The following is an 18501-nucleotide window of genomic DNA, read 5'->3' on the forward strand; positions in this document are numbered from 1 at the left end:
GACGAATTTATCTCGTGAAGATTTGTTAGCGAGATTTTCCAGATAAGCGATCGCTGTTTTCATCTGGATAGCGTTATTTACGGTTATCAAAAAGTTGTAATTGAGTAGCAATTTCTACCGACATTCGCGGCTTAAAACTATTTGCCCTGATGTCGTGCGATAAACACCTTGAGGTTCGATAATTGGGTCACCTTTTTTCCAGATTCCCGCATTGATGGAACTGGATTGATTGCTATAGGTAACATTCCTTACAGAACCAGTTGCGTAATTTGATACTAACAGATCGCCAGGACGGTTGGGTAAACCACCAGTACCCGTGATGGTGAAACTGTTTTGTTGTTTTTGATTGCTTCGGACTATGCAACTACTGGCAATTAGGGCATTAGAGTCAACCAAGTTTTGAGAGAGTTGGGTAAGGCTGTTTTGTAGCGAACTGTTATCAGGAGAATTCAGATTAATCGTACCCGATAAACCAAGGTCTGAACTAGCAGTAATGTCATTTGTTAGCTCTGATGGTTTGGGACGAGCTTCGATCCCAAAGATTCCTTGAGCAGTGACGTTAATATTACCACCGCGTCCTTGGAAAGCGTTAGCGGTAACATCGCTGTTTTCTTGAGGAACTGCGACAATGAATTTTGAGTTGATGTTGATGTTACCACCATCTCCACCTTTTTGCTCAGTACCGGCGTTGGTGGTAATTTGAGCACCACGACGGAGTAAGAGTAAATCGCTGTTGAGGTTGATGTTACCACCGTTACCGGATGCTGATTCGGCGTTGAGTCTGCCTTGGTTGTCTAAAGTAATGTTGGGTGAGTTGATTTCGATATCGCCTGTGATGCCTGAACCAGAAGAACTAACGAAAAAGCCACTGTTAGCCCTAACATTAGCGGTGCGATCGCCCAATTGAGCCTGTCGGTTGTTGTAATTAGGATCGCGACCACTAATCATTACCTTCTCAGTCGCATTGACTGCGATCGTACCTGCACTTCCATTGCTTGACGTAGTGGTGATGAGTTGTCCGCCGTTGAGTGCTTCAAAAATATTTGCCCGCACTGTCACATCCCCTGCATTCCCTTGTCCACTAGTTGAGGCTTCAAGTTGAGCGCTATCTCGTAAAGAGAAGGAACCAGTATCAATGGTTATGTTACCCCCATTACCAACTGTCCCCGTAGCTACAAAGCTGCCAATCCCACTGACAGAACCGTTTTTCTGCCCTGCAATATCAACATTACCAGTCACTTTCACATTGACATTGCCAGCATCACCTCGTCCTGCGGGTTGGGTATTAGATGCACCACGAGTACTAGTTTGCAGTTGAGCACTATCAATAAGTGATAAGGAAGCAGCATTGATGTCGATATTGCCACCTTTACCTATACCCCCTGCTTCTACCGTGCTGAATATATTACTATCTACAAGGGAAACCGCATCAACTGCCCGCACTGTCACATTCCCCGCATTCCCTTGTCCAGCAGTTGCGGCAGAAAGTTGAGCGCTATCTCGTAATGATAAGGAACCAGTATCAATGGATATGTTACCCCCATTACCAACTGTCCCCGTTTCCACTAAGCTGCCAATCCCACTGACAAGACCGTTTTTCTGCCCTGCAATATCAACATTGCCAGTCACTTTCACATTCACATTGCCAGCATCACCTCGTCCTGCGGGCTGGGTATTAGATACACCACGAGTAATAGTTAGCAGTTGAGCACCATCAGTAAGTGATAAGGAAGCAGCATTGATGTCGATATTGCCACCTTTACCCACACCCCTTGCATCCACCGTGCTGAGGATGCCAGCGTTACCTGCAAGGGAAACCGCATCAACTGCCCGCACTGTCACATTCCCCGCATTCCCTTGTCCACGAGTTGAGGCTTCAAGTTGAGCGCCATCTCGTAAAGAGAAGGAACCAGTATCAATGGTGATGTTACCTCCATTACCAACTGTCCCCGTAGCTACAAAGCTGCGAATCCCACTGGTAAAACCGTTTTTCTGCCCTGCAATATCAACATTGCCAGTCACTTTCACATTCACATTGCCAGCATCACCTCGTCCTGCGGGTTGGGTATTAGATGCACGACGAGTAATAGTTCCCAGTTGAGCACCATCTAGTGATAAGGAAGCAGCATTGATGTCGATATTGCCACCTTTACCTATACCCCCTGCTTCTACCGTGCTGAATATATTACTATCTACAAGGGAAACCGCATCAACTGCCCGCACTGTCACGTTCCCCGCATTCCCAATTCCAGAAGTTGAGGCAGAAAGTTGAGCGTCATCTCGTAAAGAGAAGGAACCAGTATCAATGGTAATATTACCTCCGTTGCCTACTGTCCCCGTAGCCACCGAGCTAATAATCCCACTGGCAAAACCGTTTTTCTGCCCTGCAATATTAACATTACCAGTCACTTTCACATTCACATTGCCAGCATCACCCCTTTCTGCGGGCTGGCTATTAGATGCACCACGAGTAAGAGTTAGCAGTTGAGCACTATCAATAAGTGATAAGGAAGCAGCATTGATATCGATATTGCCACCTTTACCTATACCCCCTGCTTCTACCGTGCTGAATATATTACTATATACAAGGGAAACCGCATCAACTGCCCACACTGTCACATTCCCCGCATTCCCTTGTCCAAAAGTTGAGGCTGCAAGTTGAGCTCTATCTCGTAAAGAGAAGGAACCAGTATCAATGGTGATGTTACCTCCATTACCAACTGTCCCCGTAGCTACAAAGCTGCGAATCCCACTGGCAAGACCGTTTTTCTGCCCTGCAATATTAACATTGCCAGTCACTTTTATATTAACATCGCCAGCATCACCCCTTCCTGCGGGTTGGGTATTAGATGCACCACGAGTACTAGTTAGCAGTTGAGCACCATCAGTAAGTGACAAGGAAGCAGCATTGATGTCGATATTGCCACCTTTACCCACACCTCCTGCATTCACCCTGCTGAGGATGCCAGCGTTACCTGCAAGGGAAACCGCATCAACTGCCCGCACTGTTACGTTCCCCGCATTCCCTTGTCCACTAGTTGAGGCTGCAAGTTGAGCTTCATCTCGTAAAGAGAAGGAACCAGTATCAATGGTTATGTTACCCCCATTACCAACTGTCCCCGTATCCACCGAGCTGAAAATCCCACTGGCACGACCGTTTTTCTGCCCTGCAATATTAACATTACCACTCACTTTTATATTAACATTGCCAGCATCACCTCGTCCTGCGGGTTGGGTATTAGATGCACCACGAGTACTAGTTTGCAGTTGAGCATTATCAATAAGTGATAAGGAAGCAGCATTGATATCGATATTGCCACCTTTACCTATACCCCCTGCTTCTACCGTGCTGAATATATTACTATCTACAAGGGAAACCGCATCAACTGCCCGCACTGTCACATTCCCCGCATTCCCTTGTCCAAAAGTTGAGGCTGCAAGTTGAGCTCTATCTCGTAAAGAGAAGGAACCAGTATCAATGGTAATGTTACCCCCACTTCCTTTTGCTCCTAAGAAGACATCATTAGCAATACTGCTCCTACCAGCAACTATAATTTCCCCTGTCGCATTGAGGGCAATATCCCCAGCGACAGTTTCAGGTGTCCCCAAACCTCGCGCAATACCAGCAGAAAAGATACTTCTTCCTGATACCTCTAAATTTCGGGCATTGATTGCAATATTACCGCCGCCAGCCCCTTCTACATTTATCGCTGCTTGATTGGTAAGCAATACATCTGCACGATTCACATTCTCAGGAAATCCCAACCTCAAATTATCCCCATCAAAGAGAATATTTACATTTCCAGATGTTGCTAACCCTCCCAACTCAACTCTTCCACCATAAGCTTTTAATTTCCCTCCATCCATGCTGACATTACCACCAATGAGTAGCAAACTCTTACCATCTGGTACTCGTAAACCAATTGTGTCAGTACCCGTAGGGTCTTTTCCTGCGGGTGCAATTGAATTATTCTGAATAGATGCAGTTGGATTAATCTGATTAAAAAACAACGCTCTTGGATTAATAGTCAGCAACGACGAAGGTGCTTCTGGATTTGTAGCACTAAAAGTCCCTAAATTGCCAAACTGAATCCCATTCGCCATTGTCGCCACAAATGAACCATTCACATTCAAACTGGCATTTTTCCCAAACACAATTCCATTCGGATTCATCAAAAACAAGTTAGCATTACCATCTACTCCCAAAGTTCCCAAAATATTTGAGGCTTGCCCACCTGTAACTCGTGTAAAAATATTTTTTACATCAAGAGGATTGGTAAAAAAGACTCTTTGCCCATCGTTGACATTAAACTGCGTAAAACTATGAAAAAGATTGCTACCACGTTGAGCACCGCCATCAATTTGGTCTGAGGGTAAGCCGTTAATGAGTGTGTTAGGAGTGACGCGAGAGTTTTCTACACCCAAAGTGTTATCGGGATTAATTTGAGCGCGGGCTGGAGCAAGTAAGCAAAGGGTAGAAGGCACGAGACAAAAGAAAATCATGCTGTTTGTGACTGCATAGTTTTTTTTGCCACACTGTATGAGTACCAGAAAAGCAAATGATAGCCTTTCTTGAAGCCAATGGTGTTTGCCTATCATAAAAAATAGACCCAAATAAATTTTATTTAGAAGTCTTTACATAAATACAACTGGCTTTATCTGGCTTAAGATGAGGAAGACTATGGTCATTCACCGAAAATAAGGAAGGAGGAAGAAGAAAGGACCGAAGTTGGAAAGAATTTTCCGTCTGCTCTTTCTCTCTTCCTCCTTCCTAAGGTAGAAGCCCCTCAATTTATTGATGGAAAAGTAAGATTTTGTTCTTGCCATTTCAAATCCCCTCAATTTATTGATGGGGATACAACTTCGGTCTTCCCTCTTCCTTCTTCCTTCGTTAAACACATTGGCAACAAATGCTGCTGTGCGTCGATCTACTAAAAGCAGAGAGGATACAGGTAACTTTTAGCTATAGCCAGATCATTTTGATTTTTTCACATTCTTCAAGAAAAAGCAATTTTTAGATTTAGTGCTTGGGCTATCGGCTGCTGTGTCGCTTAATGCTGCCTTAGAGCGTGTCCTAGCTGCCGGGAGCTACTATCTTGGATTTCGAGGCACATGACTCATTTGGTTTTATAAATAATTCTCTATCGTGACGCTGCCTTTTGGTTTTCGTCGTTTTGGCTGTGATTCCATACCTAAAAAATACCAATCAATGTCCTTGTTGGTAAATTTAAAGGTATCGATGAGTCCTAAATCAATCGGAGCGGCGGGATTCGAACCCACGACCTCCACTACCCCAAAGTGGCGCGCTACCAAGCTGCGCTACGCCCCGCAGTCAACCTCTCAATAATAGCAATTAAGATTGAAACGATCAAGAGGTAAATCTAAAAAATCTTGAGCATCCTAGTTGCTTGCAGCAAACCTGGAACTGCGGAAGCTTCCCACTTACCTTCTACACCACGTCCTGTGTTGAGACAGAGACGCAGGCTGTAGGCATGAGGCTAACCTTCCACTCCCATCCACAACCACGAAAAAAACTCAGACTCTCCTTTTCCTGCTCCTCGCAGACATTTGTGCAATTACAGGTATTGACTGAGTTGGTTGTAACTTAAGGTTAGATTGCCATTATCAAATACGAATTGTTCAAAATGAGTGGTATTCATGGCAATCCCATCTCGCTCAAACATCACTTTATTGTTATTAGCACCCAAACTGATATTAAAGTCGTCTATCTTGTAGCCAAGGCTAAGTGTATCGAAACCTACGCCCCCATCTATTTTCGCGTCACCGAAACCTTGAACAAAGTCCTTTCCGTCACCCATATTAATGTTGACGCTACCACCAAAACTGGAGGCTTCCAGTGTATCGGCTCCATTACCCATATTAATAATGCCGCCAAAGATGCCGTAAGATTCGCCGCCTTCTGCCTTGGCAATGATAATATCTTGTCCATCTCCAGTGCGAATCGTACCTTTGGAGTTGTCAATGGCGATCGCTATGTCCTTAACCTCGGCAAAAGCATTGACAACAGACTGAGCCAAAGCTTGATTTTCTGAGGGGGCACTGCTGACAGCAGAACTAGCAGCATATGACAAGGTCGCAGCACTAGAAGTAGCTGTAGCAGAGATCGTATCTGCACCCATACCTGTAGTCATTGTGCCATCTTTATTATTAATACCTCTGGCAATAATGGTTGCGCTAGCTAAACTTTCAGCAATTGCAAGAGCGAAAGCTGTTAGATGAGGAGAAACAGGAGCTTTGGCAACAGCCTCGACGATAGCTGAGGCATCTGCTGTAGCTATAGCAACTGCTGCAACAGAACCTTCGGTATCGCCATAAATACCATCACTACCCATACCGTTGTTAATTTTACCACCGGAGTTGTCAATACCATCGGCAGTAACCTTAACGTTAATGGAGGCAAAAGCCTTACTAATAACACTAGTGTCAGCAGTCTTAGCAATAGCTATGGCTTGAGATACTGTTTCTGCTGTAGCGGAGATGTTAGCTGTTGCGGTACCCTTTACTTGATCGGCTCCTATTCCTGTATTGATAACCCCTTTGTTGTTAATACCGTTGGCCGCAACATTAGCCCTCGCACTAAATGCGTTAGAGGCAATAACAGCGTTAAAGTCTTGGGCTTCTACACCCGCAAGGACTCCAAAACCAAAGTCACCATTTATAGAATCAGTACCAATGATTTTATCAGCACCTCCACCTGTATTTACAATGGATGATTTGGGGTTAAAGATCGGCGTCCCCGGATCGATGACATTTGATCTCTGATTGAAGTTAACTTTACTTAAGTTCAAGCTTGCCATAAATAGTCCATTAATACGACAGTTATGATTGTCCAAAACCTTGATTCTTTCGCAGACCACCCTCTTTGATTAAGTTAAGTAGTTAAACAAAATGAATTACACAAAATTAAACTGAAACCTTTGTTCAGTCTGGAACCTAATGTGTAAATATTTCTGTTGGATTACTTAGCTTTTTATCATTTCGGCTCCGAAAATTTCTCTGCACAGGGCGATCGCACTACCTGATTAAATACATTTGGCTTTTAACCCTATAGCAGAGATCGTTTGGACTGGCTTTTGTATTAAAGCCTACAATGTTACATAGCTACACCCCGCAATCTGCCTTTTGCTCCCAGTAAAAATTACATCCCATCTGTCTGTTACATTACTAGGTAGATACAGACTCCCATTGGGTAGACGGCTGGGATTTTATTTTAGGGCTTATATCTTAGTACAGCCCAATATAAGTGAGGTAAGGAATTAGCTGTTTGGATGAACTTTGTCCAGGGTCATCAAAATTTTGATTTTTGACCCTTTTTTACAGTGACGCGTCCTTATAATGATAACATACTTAATTTTGTTTAAAGTTGCAGTTTTACAAAAAGTTCATAATAATTTTTACATTGCTTTTCGTAGATATACTAGCCCGGTTCTGTTAGTGAGTCTAAAAGACCTCGAGCATCCCAGTTGCTTGCAACAAACCAGGAACTGCGGAAGCATCCCATTTACCTTCTACACTGCGTCCCGTGCTGAGAATAAGACGCAGACTGTAGGCATGAGGATAACCTTCAACTTCCATCCACATGAGATCGCTTTCGGCTTCACAAGCAATCTTTTCCTCATCCATTAATTCAGTCGCAATTTGCTGCATACTGTCTGCTAGCTGAGCGAGTAACCGACAAAAATCATTCAACTCAGCTTCAGTTAATTCAATCGCCCAGTCATCTGTACCAACTAAGCCTTTAAATTCGGGTGCGGTTGGATTCCAGCCAATACGCCAACCCAGTCCACTTTTCAGAACGCGTTGCATCTTTGCTAATGGCTAATGGTTAATGGCTAATGCAATACTGCAAGGGATAAGGAAATTGTAGGTTGGGTTTCGTTCCTCAACCCAACCTACGTGTTTTCGTATTTTTCGGCTTAACTATTTCAGTAGTTGGGCATCGCCTGGTTGGGGCGATCGCGAACGGGTTGGTGCTGATTCTCCTGACTGTGATGAATTATCTGGGGCAGCAGTTGGTGTACTTTGGGTATTTGGACTGAAAATATTTACCAAAGCTTGTACCAAAGTATCCCGTTGACGGCGGCTAAGACGTGCGATCGCAGCCTTATCGCCGTCTATGGGATTTTGCCGCAAAGTGTCATTCCCCGGATATGTTCCTTCATACATCACCTCATTAGCTCCCAAGTAGTCTGCCAAAGTCAGCTTCCAATCCAAGCGAAAATTCGCCGCACGTGTCTTAACATAAAGGTGATACGCTATGAGGCGGCTAACGAGGGTATTATTTTCCGCTTTTTTTCCAGTCTCTTTACTCGTGTACTGGTTTTCCCGTGGAAAGTCGGGCAATTGTTGGTAAACTAACCGCCAAGCATCACCAGCGTTAACTCTTTGAGCAGACACTGGTTGCAAACCCAAGCTTAAACTCAGAAGAATGGCACTCACTAGTGCGATGATCCCAAACCTTTGACGAATCCCAACTGACATCATGTTACACTTCGCCGATAATTTCTGGTTGAGTCAGTTCATCAGACATCTCAATAATTGCCCGAAGTACTGGTTTCATCATGGCATCATCCGCACTGTCAAAGTCCTCATACCGCCGACGCTTAGCGCGATTTGCCACTTGAACTGTAATGCGGTAGCGATTTGAGGCTGCACTGATTAGCTCCTCAGCACGGTACATAATCTGAGATTGAGTTGTCTCAAATTTGGAACGCTTTAGCATAATTACTGTTTTTTTGGAAGTCATTGTCTAAGTCTAGCAGTCGCAATTGAAGTTATTAGCGAAACAATGATAGCTGATTTTTTCGCAACCTCCCCCCCCTTGATAGAGGTTGAGACATTTTTACCGCTCTATAAATAATTTGTAACATAACGCTAATAAATTTAAGTTAACGCGTCTTATGGCTAACCTTGTTGAAACTGCTATTAAAGCTGGAAATTTCAGCACATTGGTAAAAGCTGTTGAAGCGGCTGGACTAGTTGATATTCTTTCTAGTCCCGGACCCTTTACAGTATTTGCGCCTACTGATGAGGCATTTGCCAAGTTACCACAAGGAACTTTGGATTCATTGCTCCAAAATACCCAAAAGCTTAAGAGAATTTTAACTTATCATGTCGCCTCAGGCGACGTAAGGTCTGACGACTTGATTCAAATTGACCATGCAGAAACCTTAGAAGGGTCAATTGTGGGAATCCAGTCTGCTGGTGGTAAAGTCACAGTGAATGACGCCAATGTCGTTAAAACTGACATTCTTACTGAAAATGGAGTGATTCACGTTGTTGATACAGTATTGATTCCTGCATTGGTTGCAAGCGAATTATAAGAAATTCCCAATCTATAAATTATCCATCTTGTGGGACGGGCATCTTGCCCGTTCTTAGTTTATGGACGGGCAAGATGCCCGTTCCACAAGAGATTTTTGGCTATTTTTTTATTTGGAAGTTCCTAAGTAATTCACAATTGAGTTCTTAATTACGAATTACCAAGAATGCAACCGGAACGTGCTGGAAGATTTAAGATAAGCTGCTTGGTTTCGCTTTCTACATTCCACTCAAACTCACCAGTACCATAAACAAGCTTGTTTGGTTGAGTGCTTAAACTGCTGGTATCTACATCGCCTTTTGTTGGCGCAGTACCCGCATTAACCGCAACAATCAATTCCTCAGTTCCTAAAATCCGCGCAAAGATGTAAAGTTCTCCTCGAGCATAAAGAACTCTGTATTCACCAGTACGCAAGCTGGGATAAGAGTGACGTAGTGCTATCAGTTCCCGATGCGTTTGGAGAATTTCTCTGTCCCAATTTGCTTCTAAAGGAAAACCACGGCGAGAGTCTGGATCTATAGCCCCTGGTAAACCAACTTCGTCACCGTAGTAAATACTGGGCGCACCAGGAAAGGTGAGTAAGAGTAAAGTTGCTAATTCAATGCTTGGTTTATCTCCTCCCGCAATGGTTAGCAATCGTGCTGTATCGTGACTGGCTAGTAAATTCAATTGAGTGAGTTCAATTTCCCAAGGGTAAAGTTGCAGGAGGTGCTGCATTTTTTCAGCATACTCTTTGGCAAACAAAGGTGGATGGGGATCGTAAGAACGCCCTTGCACTTGTTCCAACACTACGCGATCGCCTGCCGTAAATGCAATTGTTGGCCCTGCAAACAAATAATTCATCACTCCATCAAATTGAGTCCCATCCAACCATTCACGGGCATCATGCCAGACTTCACCGACAATATAAGCATCGGGATTAATTGTTTTGACGCGATCGCGGAATTCTTGCCAAAAGCCAGGAGTTTTTACCTCAAATGGCACATCTAACCGCCAGCCATCCATACCAAATTTTATCCAATATTCGGCAATTTCCATAATATATTCCCGCACTTCTGGGTTATCATGGTTAAATACTGGCAATGCTCGGTTATCAGCCCAACCCTCATAGTTAGCAGGATATTCGCCATTGTAGGGAGACACGGGCCAATCATGTATTTTGAACCAATCAACCCAAGGGGAATGAGGGCCATTTTCCAAAACATCGTGGAAAAAGAAAAATCCCCGACTGGAGTGATTGAACACCCCATCCAACACAACTTTAATATTGCGCTGATGGGCGGCGTCTAACAATTCCTTAAACGCAGGATTACCTCCCAACATGGGATCTACCTGATAATAATCGTGAGTGTGGTAGCGGTGATTGCTTGCAGATTGAAAGATAGGGGTAAAGTAAATGGCATTAATTCCCAGATCTTGTAAGTAGTCTAACTGTTCCATCACGCCCCATAAATCTCCTCCCTTGTAACCTTGGAGTGTTGGCATAGCTTCCCAATCTTCCCAACTAGCACTCCGTAACAATCGTTTGCGGAGTTGTTTGCTTTTTGCAAAGCGATCTGGAAAGATTTGGTAGAAAACAGCGTGTTTAACCCAATCTGGTGTTTGAATCTGCATAGTTACTCTGTATTCCTTCAACGCAATCGTTACAGATCCCCGGTACTTGTGACTCACACTTTTGATAGAAAATGTTAGTGGTCACTGGTCACTGGTCACTGGTCACTGGTCACTGGTCACTGGTTAGTAATCAAAACGGCTGATACCGTAGAGAAAAGTAAAGCCCCTGATCTTGCAGTGAGTCTCCTTGGTTATCAATATCTATTAAAGGGACTCCATAGTCTAAACGTAAATATAAACTCCGAGTAGGTTGCCAAATTAACCCTAAACCCAAACTAGCAATTGTCTGTGGATCGGGATTCTCTCCTCGATTGTTCCAAGTTGTACCAATATCGAAAAAGGGTGCTAACTGCAATGCAGTGTAGCTAGATATTGGGGGAAAACGAACTTCTAGTGAACCTGTTACACCGTTGTCCGCAACAAGTTGATTCTGACGATATCCTCTCACTGTATCGAATCCACCAATACTTAATTTTTCTAGAGAGAGTAATGAGTCTCCAGTCAATTGTGCGTTCAGCCGTGCTAGTAATAAAGCTCTCGGCGACAGCCTTTGTACCCACTGAAACTGTCCCAACCAGGAAAAGAATTGCCCATCAGTACCCGTATCGTTATTTGTTGCATCAAAAGCGCCTATACCTAGGCTAAACTGAGAACGAGCGGCTAACACTCTCTTGGCGTTACGATTTACCCAATCTTGAGAAAAGCGAATGACTGTTACTTTTGATTTACCATTTTCTGGCCCTTCTGAAAAGGAATAGGGAAAATCATCAAGTATAAAAGTTTGGTTTCGACGCAAGTCTAAGGATAGACCAAGAGCAAATTCGGAGGTTGGAGATCTGTATAAAGGTTGACGAACATTCAGAGAATAGGTCTGTGTCTCACTTTTAATATCTAGTTCTTCAAATGGATCTTCAATAATGCGGCTGTCAGTATTGCTATATCGAAATCCAATAGTACCATTTAGGGAATTAATCGGGATAGTATAGTTAATATCGTATAGATTCAGACCTTCGGTTTTACCATATTCAGCATTGAAGCGATCGCCAAAACCGAGTACATTATCATGGGCAATAAAAACGCCACCTTGTAGGGAACCAATACTGGGGGATTGAGTGTTATCTATAAAGACTCCAGCGTGAAAGGCTGCTGCTTCTTGTATTTGCACTTGTAAGATATTCTTACCGGGGGTGCTACCTGCTGTTAGCTCTGCATTCACCCGACTGATGAGAGGATCGAGTTGTAGAAGTTGTAGTGCTTCTTCCAAACGCTTCTGGTTTAATGGCTTTGAGGTTGCTCTTCGCAAGCGCGATCGCACATACCCTGTTTTTAACCTGTTTAATCCACTTAGTTCAATATTTTCTAACTCTCCCTCAACAACTTGAATTGTTATCACTCCACGGCTAATATCTTGATTGTTTGGCAAAAACGCACCACTTGTAATATATCCTTTGTCTATATAAACTTGAGTAATTGCAGCACGGAGTTGGAGTAATTCTTCAAAAGTTGCTTCTCCCTTCTTTTCCAAAGGTTCGATTAATTCTTGAATGTGGTCTTGCAAAACTGTACTTCCCAGTACCTCTATTTTCTTAATTGGAATGCGAGTCCCTTGCGGAAATGTGACATCAGGTGATTCTTGAGTGGGAGGAGTTTCAAGACTGGGTTTTGGTGGTTGTGCTGGGGGTTCTTGAGGAAGAGGACTCGGTGATTCATTTGGTTGAGGAGTTATGCGCTCAATCGTATCAGGTGTGTCTGGAGGAATCGTCACTCCTGGTGGCGGTGCAGATTGAGCAAATGCAGTGGAAGATAAGCAAACAAAAGTAGAAAGAATTACGGTAACGGATGTTGCCAAACTTATATATTTGCAACAGCCAGTGCTCACAATGTGCTGTTTTCGTCTTTGCATCAGGTGTATAACAATATTATCCAACTGTAGGCTCTCCTGTATTACTAACAACACTCCCTAGCAAAAATAGCTATGCTAAAAGACTAGCGATCGATAACTTGCAAGTTTGCAAGTTTTCTTAAAATGATAATAAATTCCATTGTTTTCAGTATTTAGCATATTTGGAAACTAGTATTTTTACTGATATTTGAAATGCAAAGTATCACATTAGGTTTTCCTTTGCAAGAAATTATGTAACACTTACATAAATGTTTATTTTTAATCAGTATTGTTTTAACTGCTCGTCTCATTATTTAGGATAAGCAAAGCAACTAGATCCTACATTCACTATTTCTGCTAGAGCGATCGCAACTTTAAGAAGAGTTGATTGCAGGAAACTGCAAAGTAAATTTGGTTCCGGATGATAAGGTGTGACGGCTACAGAAGTTTAAAAACATTCCCGACTCAAAACAAGTCGTCCTGAAGGTAATTGGTAGACGCCTTGCGGTTCTACAATTGGATCGCCTTTTTGCCAAGAGCGTGATGAATTATTATCTTGTACTTTACGTACATCACCTGTAGGATAGGAAGAAACTGAAACATCGCCAGGACGGTTGGGCAAACCGCCAGAACCTGTGATGGTGAAGGTACCTTCTTGCTTATTACTACGAGCAATACAACTGTTGGCAATCAGCGCATTGGTGTCAATTGGAGTTTGCGGTAATTCTGTTAAGCTGTTTTGCAGAAAGCTAAAATCAGGCACAGTTATAGTGCCACTCACACCCAACGCGGATGAAGCTGAAATATCTACACGACCATTGCCACGAAATAAATTTAAGCGATCGGGAGTGCGAAAGATATCAGCTAGAAAAACAGGTGAGTCAATTGTGATGTTGCCACCATTACGAAATCCAGCATTAGCGAGGATGTCGCTATCTTCAAGGGCAATGAAGATGTTTGAGTCAATTTTGATATTACCACCACCTCCTAGAGAGCTGGTAATAATGGGGCTATTCTCACGCAAGCGAATATCTTCAGCGCTGATAGTAATATTGCCACCTTGAGCAAGTGGGCTAGTATCAAGAGAAGCAGTGAAAATCCCACTGTTGCCTTGTAAAAAGAGGTTTCTGGCATTAATTCCAATATTGCCACCTATACCATAAGAGATAGTACTAAAATTGCTGTTGTTTAAAAGCTTAATATCTCTAGCATTAATGTTAATGTCACCACTCTCAGCTTGTGTAAAAGCGCTGGTAGCAACTGTAGTCTCGCTAAACTGAATATTACCAGCATTGATATTAATGTCACCACCTCCAGTTTGCTGAGAACCAGTGGCAATTAAGACATTGTTATTTGCCTGTAAAGTATCACGGACATTTATGAAGATGTTTCCTGCCTTACTGTTACTATTACTTTCACTGCTAAGAAGTGCGCCATCAGACAGAGAAAATGAGTTGGTTTGAATAAAAATATTGCTTGCGTTTCCATCGCCATTACTTTGGCTATTTAGAGATGCGAAATCTCGGATTACTAATTTGTCTGTTTCAATTCTCAAATCTTGAGCAGAACCAGCACCGAAGGTTTCAACAAACAAACCACTGCGATATTGGCGATCGCCTGTTGTTCCACTCAGTTCCATAGAGTCGGAGGCGGTTACAGTCAATTTGCCTCCTTGACCCTCGTCAAAAGTACCAGATGATACAAAGGCTCCATCCCGAACACTTAATCGCTCGGTGGCAATAATTAAATCTCCAGCCGCTCCACTTCCAAAAGCATTAGTAATCAATTGGCTGCGTAATTGACTATCTGCTGAAGCTCCAACAATCTCTACAGATTGCGGTGCAGTTACAACCAAATTTCCTCCCCGTCCTTTGCCAGACGTAGAAGTTGATATTCGTGCCCCATGCTGAACAATTAATCTAGGGGTTTCAATACTCAAGTTGCCGGCAGAACCAGCTCCTACAGTCTGAGTCGTCAACCCGGTAGGGAACTGACCATCTGCAGTTGTTCCACTCAGTTCTACAAAGTTGGTTGCCCTCACTGCTAAATTACCACCTTTACCCTGGCTATTACGACCAGTTCCGGCTGTTACCTGTCCCCCATCTCGAATAATTAATCGCCCAGTATCAATCTTTAAGTCTCCTGCATCTCCAGAACCTAAGGTGGTTGTAGATAAGCTACTAGGAGATTGACCGTCAACTGAAGTGCCAATGAGTTCTATAGACTGGGGCGCTTTCACGTCTAAACTTCCACCCTGTCCCCCACCACGAGTAAGTGCTGTTATCTGTGCTCCATTCCGAACAATTAACTTGTCAGTTTCAATCTTAATATCTCCTGCACCTCCATCACCCAGACTAAGAGCTATCAAATTACCTCCAGTCAATTCCACGAAATCAGAAGCTTTCACTGTTAAAGTGCCACCTGATGCTTCGCCAAACAAACTCAGGTTGCCAGTTGATACACTAGCCCGATCTTGGACAATCAATTTGCTGGTTGTTACTGTTAGGTCTCCGCCCGGTTTAGCTCCCAGAGTATCAGCAGATAAGAAACTGCCATTCTTTAACTCCACGGAGTCAGTTGCATTCACTGACAAAGTTCCTCCCATACCCAGGAAATTAGAAACTGAAACTCCTGCTCTATCCCGAATAATCAAACGTTTCGTGTTAATGGTCAATTTGCCCGCATCTCCAGTATCCAGAGAACCAGCAACCAATCCCGTGCTATCAGATCCACCAACTTCTACAAGCTCAGAGGCATTCACAGTCAAATTTCCACCTCGTCCCTCGCCTCCACTGGAAGTTGTCACTTCTGTACCATCCAAAACAGTTAACTTTCCAGTTGTTATTGTTAAGTTACCTGAATTTCCAGGACCTTCACTGCGGCTACTCAAGCTACTTCCAGTCAATTCCACTGACTCTGGAGCATTGATAGTCGCATCCCCGCCTTGACCCGCACCACGAGTTGCGGTTGATAGTTGTGCTCCATTGCTGAGAATCAACCTTTGAGTGGTAATAGTCAAATTTCCAGCATTTCCTGCATTGCGGTTATCCGTAGATTTACTTTCAGCAAACAAGCCACTGGAGTTTTCCCCATCAGTTGTAGTACCAGTTGCCTTAACAAATTCAGTAGCACGAACTGTTAAAGTTCCAGCATTTCCCAGACTACTCGTGTCACTCAACAATTGCCCACCATTACTGAGAGTTAATTGCTTGGTATCAATAGTCAAATCCCCAGCATTGCTCTTACCCACGGTTCTAGTTGAAATTGCCCCAAAATCACCACTGACACTTAATTTCTCTGTTTCGACAGTTATATTACCACCTCTCCCCGTTGCTTGAAATTCAACACCAGCAACAATCAAGGAGTTATTTAGAGTTATGGCATCAGGCGATCGCACCACAACATTCCCGCCATTTTTGGCACCCAGCGTATTCGCAAAAATCAACGAGTCCTGCATATTTAGCTGAGAGGTTTGTACTTGAACTTCTCCACTACCTTCACCACTGGTATTTACAATTGCAAACTGGGAGAGTTGGATCTTCGCAAAGTTTTGTACACCCTCATATTCTAAGTTCCAACTATTGTCTGTCTGTTTTAGGTTAACCAAACCTCCGCCAGCAACACTACCCAGATCGATTCGTCCCCCAGGTGCAGTCAGTACGCCACCCTCCAGTACGACATCTCCACCTACCAATGCTAAATTTTGACCATCAAGAACCTGAAGCCCGTTGATAGAGCGAAATGGAAAACCGTTGAGAGTAGAGCCTATTACTGTAGTGTTGGCAGTAGAGCGGTTGATGATTGCTGGACTGGTAAGAGCGTTGAAAAAGAGGGCAGAGGGACTAACTGTGAGTAGATTGCTCGTTGGTTGAGAGGCACTAAACAGTCCCGTATCTCCCAAACGAATTGCATTGGCAGTTGTTGCCATAAATGAACCACCAACATCTAGACTGGCATTTTTTCCAAAGATAATTCCATTGGGATTAATGAGAAACAAGTTCGGCTGAGATCCGCCAAAAGTGCCAAGAGTACCTAAAATCTCTGAGGGATTGCGACCTGTAACTCGTGCCAGGATATTCTGAATATTAGCGCTAGGGCTTAAAAAATAGGCTCCTCTACCTTGACTGACATTAAATTCTTGGAAACTATGAAATAGATTGGTATCTCGAATTGCTCCACCATCAATGACATCAATAGGAAAGCCAACGCTATCGAAAGGAACAACAAGAGACTTTTCATCATTACCCAACGTACCATCTGGTATGATGTTACTGCTTTGAGCAAAGGCAAATTGTTCTGAGCAGGCGATCGCACTTACAAATCCCAGCCAACCCGCTAGCTTTAGATACCAATATCCATCAAACCAGCTTTTATTAATCACGGTACTTGCTCAAACAATTCAGTAGTTTCTACTACATTTTTTGCCAGTCACGCAGAAAATATAGGTAAGTATTAGAATAAACATAATGTTGTACTCACAACTTAAATCATTAATAATTATTTATCTATATCAATTCTAAAAAATCATTGGTGAAAAGTTAGATGCCAGACTTCTCAAAGAAATCGGGTATCTGGACACCGCAAACACGCGATACGGCTTTAGCGTTGAAATTATTTTGAAATTGTATTGCCATTAAACTATCAAAAATTTGAAGTGGTATACCTAAGCTACCTCCACTGGAGAACATATTAATTTTCAAGATAGGGAAAGCTGCGGAGTAAGACATTCACTGTTTCTGCTTAGTTAAGAGCAATTTTAAGAAGAATCGATTGCCGAAAACTGCACCTTACTCCCTTTCCGCCACAAGATTACCGATCTTCTTCTCTTTCTTCGCGTACTGTGCCTCCAACGTCTGCACGCTATGCGATGCCGTTCGGCGCTGGAGGCGATCGCACTCTGCATTGTCAAGGACAGTAGCCGCCTGATTCAGAAAATAGTTATAATTTATAATGTCATTTTGTGGTTACATAGGATGCAAGTATGGAACGAGAAGCTGTAACTATCCGCATTCCTGCCGATCTACTCGAGCAAGCAAAGCAGTTTCGAGAAGGCAGTGAGTCTTTTAACGAGATGGTTGTCGAAGCGCTCGCCTGCGAGGTGCGACGACGGCGAGCGCTGGCAGCACATCAGCGCATTGTGGCTCGTAGTGCCGAAGTAGAAGCCAAAACAGGAATTCAATCAAGTTCTGTGGACTTGATTCGTCAGCTTAGAGCTGGTGAGGGACGGCGTGACTAAGTGTATTGACACTAGCGTTTGGATTCCTTATCTGGTACCTGAGACACTGCAACCCCAAGCCAGAAACTTGATCGTTCCCTTGCTGACATCGAATGAGCGTTTGGTTGCTCCAGCATTTGCATGGGCTGAAGTTGGCTCAGTATTGCGAAAAAAAGTAAGGTTGGGGGCAATTACCGTAGCACAGGCAGAGGGGTTTTATGATGACTTCTGCCAAATGCCGATTGACTACCTGGATAACAATGCTATCCGTGCAAAAACATGGGCGATCGCCCAACAGTTCTCCTTGGCAACTTTGTATGATGCAGCTTTTCTTGCAGTTGCCTCTCTAGAATCTGCCCAATTCTGGACAGCAGATGAATCTTTGCTCAATACGCTTACACCTTGTCCAGGATATGTCCAAAAACTGGAAGCTTAAATCTTCAAACT

The 18501-nt window shown here is 43.4% G+C and carries 12 protein-coding genes, 1 tRNA gene and 1 pseudogene; 3 read left to right on the forward strand and 11 right to left on the reverse strand.

Annotated features, from left to right (window positions below; all coding sequences use genetic code 11):
• Positions 1–114: 114 nt before the first annotated feature.
• The 7 genes and pseudogenes from WA1_RS05315 to WA1_RS05340 form a co-directional block, all read right to left on the reverse strand.
• Complete coding sequence (locus WA1_RS05315) at positions 115–4599, reverse strand: beta strand repeat-containing protein (protein WP_272819074.1); 4485 nt, start codon at positions 4597–4599, stop codon at positions 115–117.
• 656 nt (positions 4600–5255) lie between these two features.
• A tRNA-Pro gene (locus WA1_RS05320) sits at positions 5256–5329 on the reverse strand.
• 52 nt (positions 5330–5381) lie between these two features.
• Positions 5382–5522: pseudogene (locus WA1_RS52260) on the reverse strand (DUF1818 family protein); the annotation flags it as partial.
• A gap of 54 nt (positions 5523–5576) precedes the next feature.
• Positions 5577–6818: a hypothetical protein gene (locus WA1_RS05325; protein ID WP_017743080.1), complete on the reverse strand. Its 1242-nt coding sequence runs from the start codon at positions 6816–6818 to the stop codon at positions 5577–5579.
• A 643-nt stretch (positions 6819–7461) separates the two neighbouring features.
• Entirely contained in the window at positions 7462–7827 is a 366-nt protein-coding gene (locus tag WA1_RS05330; protein WP_017743079.1) for a DUF1818 family protein, read from the reverse strand.
• A gap of 114 nt (positions 7828–7941) precedes the next feature.
• Positions 7942–8502: a hypothetical protein gene (locus WA1_RS05335; protein WP_017743078.1), complete on the reverse strand. Its 561-nt coding sequence runs from the start codon at positions 8500–8502 to the stop codon at positions 7942–7944.
• A gap of 4 nt (positions 8503–8506) precedes the next feature.
• The gene (locus tag WA1_RS05340; RefSeq protein ID WP_026134604.1) at positions 8507–8743 is read right to left on the reverse strand and encodes a DNA-directed RNA polymerase subunit omega; all 237 of its coding nucleotides are present in this window, start codon (positions 8741–8743) and stop codon (positions 8507–8509) included.
• Positions 8744–8921: 178 nt separating this feature from the next.
• Here WA1_RS05340 and WA1_RS05345 point away from each other — a divergent pair, with 178 nt between their 5' ends.
• On the forward strand, positions 8922–9344 hold the full coding sequence (locus WA1_RS05345) for a fasciclin domain-containing protein (RefSeq protein ID WP_017743076.1): 423 nt from the start codon (positions 8922–8924) through the stop codon (positions 9342–9344).
• Between the two features lie 149 nt (positions 9345–9493).
• Here WA1_RS05345 and WA1_RS05350 read toward each other — a convergent pair whose 3' ends face one another.
• From WA1_RS05350 to WA1_RS05365, 4 genes are all read right to left on the reverse strand, one after another.
• Positions 9494–10957, reverse strand: coding sequence for a glycoside hydrolase family 13 protein (locus WA1_RS05350; RefSeq protein WP_017743075.1), 1464 nt, complete (start codon positions 10955–10957; stop codon positions 9494–9496).
• Positions 10958–11087: 130 nt separating this feature from the next.
• Positions 11088–12860, reverse strand: coding sequence for a ShlB/FhaC/HecB family hemolysin secretion/activation protein (locus WA1_RS05355; RefSeq protein ID WP_017743074.1), 1773 nt, complete (start codon positions 12858–12860; stop codon positions 11088–11090).
• Between the two features lie 427 nt (positions 12861–13287).
• Positions 13288–17220, reverse strand: a complete 3933-nt coding sequence (locus tag WA1_RS05360) for a two-partner secretion domain-containing protein (protein WP_017743073.1) — start codon at positions 17218–17220, stop codon at positions 13288–13290.
• A gap of 157 nt (positions 17221–17377) precedes the next feature.
• The gene (locus WA1_RS05365; RefSeq protein WP_017743072.1) at positions 17378–17566 is read right to left on the reverse strand and encodes a hypothetical protein; all 189 of its coding nucleotides are present in this window, start codon (positions 17564–17566) and stop codon (positions 17378–17380) included.
• Between the two features lie 254 nt (positions 17567–17820).
• Between WA1_RS05365 and WA1_RS05370 the strand changes: the two genes are divergently transcribed.
• Both WA1_RS05370 and WA1_RS05375 read left to right on the forward strand, forming a co-directional pair.
• On the forward strand, positions 17821–18075 hold the full coding sequence (locus WA1_RS05370; protein ID WP_017743071.1) for a YlcI/YnfO family protein: 255 nt from the start codon (positions 17821–17823) through the stop codon (positions 18073–18075).
• Positions 18068–18490 carry a type II toxin-antitoxin system VapC family toxin gene (locus WA1_RS05375; protein WP_017743070.1) on the forward strand — a complete coding sequence of 141 codons (423 nt, stop codon included), beginning with the start codon at positions 18068–18070 and terminating at the stop codon, positions 18488–18490. Before WA1_RS05370 ends, WA1_RS05375 begins: the two co-directional genes overlap by 8 nt.
• Positions 18491–18501: the final 11 nt, after the last annotated feature.

The organism is Scytonema hofmannii PCC 7110 (assembly GCF_000346485.2).
Lineage (GTDB): Bacteria > Cyanobacteriota > Cyanobacteriia > Cyanobacteriales > Nostocaceae > Scytonema > Scytonema hofmannii.